This is a genomic window from Vibrio ordalii ATCC 33509 (genome assembly GCA_000257205.1).
GTDB lineage: Bacteria > Pseudomonadota > Gammaproteobacteria > Enterobacterales > Vibrionaceae > Vibrio > Vibrio ordalii.
This window is the reverse complement of the sequence record AEZC01000058.1, coordinates 1-6,909: the sequence shown is the minus strand read 5'-3', so window position 1 is coordinate 6,909 and position 6,909 is coordinate 1. Positions and strand designations below refer to the sequence as shown.

Sequence of the window (6,909 nt, the reverse complement as noted above, 5' to 3'; positions counted from 1 at the left end):
GATTAACGCTTCTCCCCAAGCTTGCTGGGCATCAAGCACCTCTTGGTGGTTAATGTTGTTATTAACTAATACGTTAGAAGCTTGAGCGGATAGCGGTAACAACCCGCAGAGTAATAATGCTGAAATAGAAATTCTTTTATATGTACGTTGCATGATGAATACCTTATCTAGTTGATGGAAGTAATGTAGTTGATGGAACTAATGTAGTTGATGGGAGTAATTTACGGCCTCTCGATGAACCTAAACCATGCGCTTAGATTAACTTCAGATGAATATTCTTTACCCAATACCAACGGATCGCTTACTCTGCTCACCTATTGAATTTATGCGGCGATCATTATGTTTCGTTATCAATTATCTCTCGTACTGGCTCTGTTACTCACCCTAATCTTAGCCCAAGCTGGCACCGCTTTATGGTCAAATAACGTCGCTAATGAGCACATTCAGCGCGGACAGATCTCCAATCAAATCTTGCAAAGCTTTATGCAGTTGAGCACGGAAAAACAACAGTTAAAAATTTGGCTTGCCGAATATTTATTGACCAAAGATGGCAGCACGCTCAAACGAGACATGCGCTTTTCAAAAATTGAAGATTTGCTCAGCGAGCTCTATTTGCTAACCGAGCAAGCACAGCAACACGGTATCACCAACCAAGACTTTGCCGAGATCACTCAGCAAATCAAAGTCATCTCTCTCTTTGAAACTAACTTTGGACGATTAAAAACAGCGCTTCGATCCTGGGAAATCGCAAAAATCACAGACAATAATGATCGCTGGCTTTTACTCAGTGACACCTTTGATAAAGTGGATAATACCGACCTACGCCAGCTGCTGAATCAAGCTATTTCTCTACAGAAACAACGTACTGCACGCTATGAAGCGGCAGCGATGAAATCATTATCTGATGTAGAAAATGTCATTGTAACCTTATCATTACTGGGGGTAGTCTTTGGCTTGCTGCTAGGAGGCTGGTTACTGCGTACCTTATCCAAACCGTTAGCGGAGCTGCTAAAAAGCACTTCATCTTTAGAACAAGGCCATCTTAACCATCGAGTATCGGTCAGCGGGCCAAGTGAGCTCAGAACCCTAGCGCAGCATTTTAATTACATGGCACAAAGCCTTGAAAATGCGCAGCAAAAAGAGATCGCTTCGCGTCAACTCATTGAGCGAGAAGTCACCGCACGCACCCAAGAACTCGCCAATGCACTCGAAACATTGGAGCAAGCTAAACGTCAGCAGAAAGAGTTTTTTGCGAACGTCAGCCATGAATTGCGTACTCCCGCAACGGCCATTTTAGGAGAAGCGCAAATTACCCTTCGCAGTCGTCAAAATAGTGATGAAGAGTATCGACAAACGCTACAGCGTATCAATGAATCGGCAACCCACCTTTCCTACCGGATCGACGATTTATTGCTGCTTATCCGTCAAGATGAAAAGCTGTTCCAACCGACTCTTATCCCTATCACCTTAGAGAGTCTATGGCAGTCGGTGACGAGACAAGCCACCCTTTTAACTCACGCGCATCAAGTGCAACTTGAATGTCTTCACCCACAACAGGCAAACTGGCAAGCTCGGATCTTTCATACTGATTTAGATAAGCTACTGATGACCGTGCGAATTATCGTCGATAATGCATTGCGCTATGATCCACATCACCAGCCTATTACGCTCACTCTGCTAGTTGAGCCCCAGCAATTTCATCTTCAATTGCAAGATCACGGTATTGGCATTGACCAAGAGGACCTCGCACAGATTTTCCAACGCTATTTTCGGTCAGAAAACGGCAAACGCTATCGCCCTGATGGCTTGGGGATTGGTTTAACGCTGGCTTATAACATTGTGCAACAGCAACGCGGAACCATCGCATTCCAAAGCCAACTGGCTCAAGGCACAACCGTTACACTTACCTTTGAACTGGAAGAGGAAGAATTATGAGAATTCTTTTAATTGAAGATGATGCCAGAATTGCCAACTTTATTGAGCGAGGGCTCAAAGCAGAAGGTCACCACATTCAGCGACTAAATGATGGGCAATACGCACTTGAAACACTCATAAGCGGCGAGCCCGATATTTTAATTTTAGATCGAATGCTTCCGCACACCGATGGATTAACTCTTTGTCAGCAAATACGTGAAGCCGGTATTGATGTGCGCATTTTGATGCTTTCTGCACTGGGCGAAGTTGAAGAACGGGTTCGGGGCCTACGCATTGGTGCGGATGATTATCTGGCAAAACCTTTTCATTTTGAAGAGTTACTGGCTCGCCTAGATGCGCTGCAACGTCGACATTCTGACTCTGCGCCAATGCCCACTCTACACATTGCAGACTTAACGCTCTGCTTATCAACCATGGCCGTAACACGGGCAGGACAAACCATTGAGTTAACCGCCAAAGAACTCGCCATATTAGAGCTATTGATGCATAAACCCGGTCATATTTTTAGCCGAGAACGGATTCTTGCTAATGTTTGGGGCCTCCATCAAGATCCCCTAACCAACGTAGTCGATGTGTATATGCGTCGTCTACGCAAAAAAATTGATGACCCTTTCTCATCAGCACTGATTAAAACTAAACGCGGTATGGGCTATTTTCTCGATAAAAATAGTGGTGAGTAACGCACAGGAAATGGATAATTTAACCATTATCTAACAAAATGGTTAGTTATCCAACAAAACAATCGGTTATCTAACGAAACAATCAGTTATCTAACAAAACAATCCGTTATCTAGAAAATTTAATATTCGTTCCGGTACACAAATTTGCATATCTATACCCAAACAACTTGGAGTTGCAGGTAGGCGGCAAGTGAGTGAGTCCCCATGAGCATAGGCAAACTATGTGATTGGGGTGAACGAACGTAGCCAACACCGCTGCAGCTTCAAGTAGGAAGGGTATATAGTGGATAGGGAATTGGCGCGTCTACGGCATTTCTATCCAATTAGAAATATCCTGCTAAAGTTATTATAGGTATTTGAAAAAACATCAAAACAAGTGGTAATACGATAAAAAGCATGTAATTAGCAGGGAAAAGTAATGGATCTATCAAAAGAAAAACAACCCAAAGCCACTTTGAAATTAAATAAAACCATCTTAAACGCACTTTGGCTGCCTTTGCTTATTCTTGTCTTTGGTTTATTTGCCGCAAGTCACTTTAATCAAATGCATAAAGCGGAGCGAATTGAACATGTACAGTATGACTTATCTTCACGATTACAGCAGATTAGTAATGGGGTAGCAGAAAAGGTTACGCTATATCAATACGGGCTACGTGGCTTTAGAGGCGCGGTGATAACGGCTGGAGTCGATGCATTTGATTATGAGCAGATGCTTCGCTATACCCAGACCCGTGACTATCCAAAAGAGTTTCCGGGAGCTCGTGGCTTTGGATTCATCCGTTTTGTTGAACCGGAGCAAAAAGAAGCCTTCATCGAACAAGCTCGTCGCGATAGACCCGATAAAACCTTCAATATTCGCTCGCTTTCAGAGCATAATAACAGCTTGTTTGTTATCCAATACATTGAACCAGAAGACCACAATAAACAGGCGGTCGGCTTAGACATTGGTTCAGAGGCAATGCGCCGAGCTGCCGCCTTAGAGGCTGCCAAAAGTAACTCTGTACGCCTTACCGCTCCTATTACTCTCGTGCAAGCCGATAAAAAAACACAGCAAGGCTTTCTAATGCTAATGCCAGTGTACAACACCAATAAAATAGCGGATTCATCTTCTATAGAAGAGCGATTAAGTCAGCTGAGAGGCTGGAACTATTCGCCTATTTTGATAGATGAAGTATTAAGTGTTGTGGCTGGCCTCAATGACGAGGTTATTCTAACCATCAGTGATATCAATGACGATAATTCAAAGTATTTTTTCACCCGTGGCTTAATTCAAGATAAGACCTCTTATCAAGTAACCCAAACTATTGATTTGTTTGGACGTCAATGGGAACTCAATCTGATTGCTACCAACAAGTTTATTGAATCTCTACCATTAGATGCTTACAACCAAACTTATCAAGAGATCTTAACGGCCACATTGTTGCTTATGTTGACTGTTTTTATCATTCAAATGATGCGTTCCCGTCGAGCTCAGTTCGCCAAGCACAAAATAGAGATCGCTCAAGCAAGGGAAGCCGTACTGACAGAAACCAATCTTCAATTAGAAAAATTGGTCAACCAAAGGACAGAGGAGATTTCGCAAGTGAATGCTCTACAGCGCAGCATTTTGAGCAGTGCTGGTTACGCTATTATCGCGACGGATCTAGATGGATTAATCACTATATTTAACCCCTCTGCAGAAAAACTGATCGGTTACAGTGCCAGTGAACTGGTGGGAAAAAAAACACCGGCGATATTTCACCTACCTGAAGAGGTAGCTCGACGAGCAAAAGATCTATCGTTAGAACTAGGAGAAACTGTAGAAGTCGGGTTTGATGCTTTTGTCGCTAAAGCAAAATTAGGCAAATCCGATATTAATCACTGGACTTACATCAGTAAAAACGGCCAACACATTCCGGTTAAACTTTATGTCGGTGGATTAATAGATGACTACGGTCAGTTAGTCGGCTTCTTAGGTATTGCTTATGACTTAACGGAACAGCTACAAAAAGAGAAAGAACTCGCGGAAGCCAAAGAGCAAGCAGAGTACGCAAACCGAGCGAAGTCGGATTTTTTGGCGAATATGAGCCATGAAATTAGAACCCCAATGAATGCTATTTTGGGGTTATTACAGATGACTCTCAATACCAATTTAAGTAGCCAACAAATAGACTACTTAAGTAAAACACAAAGTGCAGCCAAGTCTCTACTCGTTCTTTTAAACGATATTTTAGACTTTTCTAAAGTGGAGGCAGGAAAGCTCGAATTAGAGCAATATTCATTTTCACTGCCAGATCTGTTGCAAGAAACGGCGGTACTACTGTCGTCAAGCCTTCAAGAGAAAGACATCGAGATCATCTATGATGTTGCGCCTGATGTTCCAACCATCTTGATCGGCGATAGCCTGCGCTTACGACAAATATTATTAAATTTAGCCAGTAATGCCATTAAATTCACCAATAGTGGTGAAATCAAAATATCCATAGAAACACAGCACATATCAGATAATAACTGTACCTTACTTTTTAAAGTATCTGACACTGGCATTGGGATGACTCAAGAACAGAAAGCCATTATTTTTAATGGATTTAGCCAAGCTGAGTCGTCAATTAGCCGAAAGTATGGTGGTACAGGATTAGGTTTATCGATCGTAAAACGGTTAGTGAGCCTGATGCAAGGTGACATTAGCGTGACAAGCCAACTTGATAAGGGGAGTGAATTTACGTTCACCATCACATTAAACTTCTCACCTGTTTGTAATGACATTTACTCGCATCTGACACAGGGTTTAAAAATATTAGTGGTAGAAGATAATGAAACCGCACGTTTAATTCTTCAAGACATACTCCAAAAACTAGGCTGCCAAGTGTTTGCTGCGCCCAACGCCGATGAAGCTTTAGCACAACTACACCACTTAGCTCAACAAAACGAAGTGATTGATCTCGCATTTGTTGACTGGAAACTTCCTGATATGGATGGCTTGGCTCTTACTCGATCCATCAAAAACCAGGAAAATCTCAAAAAAATACCGTTAGTCATCATGATTACGGCTTTTGGCCTAGAAATTCTCGACAAACATTTAGAAGACACCCATGAACTTTTAGAAACCGTGCTGATAAAGCCAGTAACGCCAGAGCTAATCAAACAAACCATTATCAATACACGGCAAAGTAAAGATGCCGTATTTGCAGAAACATTCCATCGAATAAATTCAAACGATAGCTTATCTGGTATCAGCATATTGCTGGTTGAAGATAATCCGACCAATCGCTTGGTCGCAACCGAATTACTCCGCCAATGTGGCGCAACAATTATCGAAGCTGAGGACGGCTTTAAAGCACTAGATATACTGAAAAATCAGCAGTTTTCCCTAGTACTGATGGATATTCAAATGCCCGGTATGGATGGTTATGAAACGACTCGTAAGATCCGACAGGAGATGAAGTTTCATCAACTTCCAATATTAGCAATGACAGCTAATGCTCGCCCTGAAGACAAAGCCACCTCTTTAGCTGCTGGTATGAATGGCCATATTGCGAAACCTTTCGAGATCACTGATGTGGTAAAAAAAATTCAACACTTCGTCACTCAAAAAAACCTCCCAGCAAAACAACAAGTTGTAGCTCCCCATAATCAAAAAATATCGACACAAGCTCAAGAATATGCAGATAAACATGGCATTAAACTCAATCAAGCGATAAATCGAATCGGCGATTTATCCTTTTATCTAAAAGTAATCAATCAATTTGTCATTGATATGCAAGATGCTATATCACAACTGCAATCTACTGAAATTGCTACTGATGTCGCATTGCGTATCTACCACAGTTTAAAAAGTGGCTCAGAAAGCTGTGGACTTACACAATTGTCGGGAAAGTTAGCAAAAGCGGAATTCGAATGTTCAATCGCAACCACAGAGACGATGAGCAGAAATAGTGGCTTATTGGCTGACGTACTATTTGCCCAATCACACCTCAGATCATTGATGAATTTACTCAGCAACGAGCAACTAACGACTACAACACCAGTTGCCATGGATAAAGCAATATTTAGAGAAAAACTGCTCATGCTCGGGAGATGTTTCAATACTTCAAATATGGAAGCAACGACATTATTTGAAGAAATCTCAGCACAATTAAATATGATTGATGAAGAGTTAACAAAACAACTTGCAGAACAAGTGCAAAGTTTGGCGTTTGAACAAGCAACTGCAATACTAAAAGAAATCATGAAAAACAAAGAGTTTTACGATGCTATCTAATTACGGTTTACCAAACTTCAGCAAGAAAACTAACTTCACGGTACCGGTGTTTTT

Annotated in this window: 3 protein-coding genes and 1 pseudogene; 3 read left to right on the top strand and 1 reads right to left on the bottom strand. The window is 41.7% G+C overall.

What is annotated here, in order from left to right:
- A pseudogene (locus VOR_RS16715) lies at window positions 1-153 on the bottom strand (phosphoribosyl-AMP cyclohydrolase); the annotation flags it as partial.
- Between the two features lie 186 nt (window positions 154-339).
- Here VOR_RS16715 and VOR_RS0103870 point away from each other — a divergent pair.
- From VOR_RS0103870 to VOR_RS0103860, 3 genes are all read left to right on the top strand, one after another.
- A complete protein-coding gene (locus tag VOR_RS0103870; protein ID WP_010318419.1) occupies window positions 340-1,935 on the top strand; it encodes a sensor histidine kinase in 1,596 nt (531 codons plus the stop codon).
- Window positions 1,932-2,615 carry a response regulator transcription factor gene (locus VOR_RS0103865; RefSeq protein ID WP_010318418.1) on the top strand — a complete coding sequence of 228 codons (684 nt, stop codon included), beginning with the start codon at window positions 1,932-1,934 and terminating at the stop codon, window positions 2,613-2,615. The genes VOR_RS0103870 and VOR_RS0103865 overlap by 4 nt, the downstream gene beginning before the upstream one ends.
- Window positions 2,616-3,033: 418 nt before the next feature.
- Entirely contained in the window at window positions 3,034-6,855 is a 3,822-nt protein-coding gene (locus VOR_RS0103860) for a PAS domain-containing hybrid sensor histidine kinase/response regulator (protein ID WP_010318417.1), read from the top strand.
- Window positions 6,856-6,909: the final 54 nt, after the last annotated feature.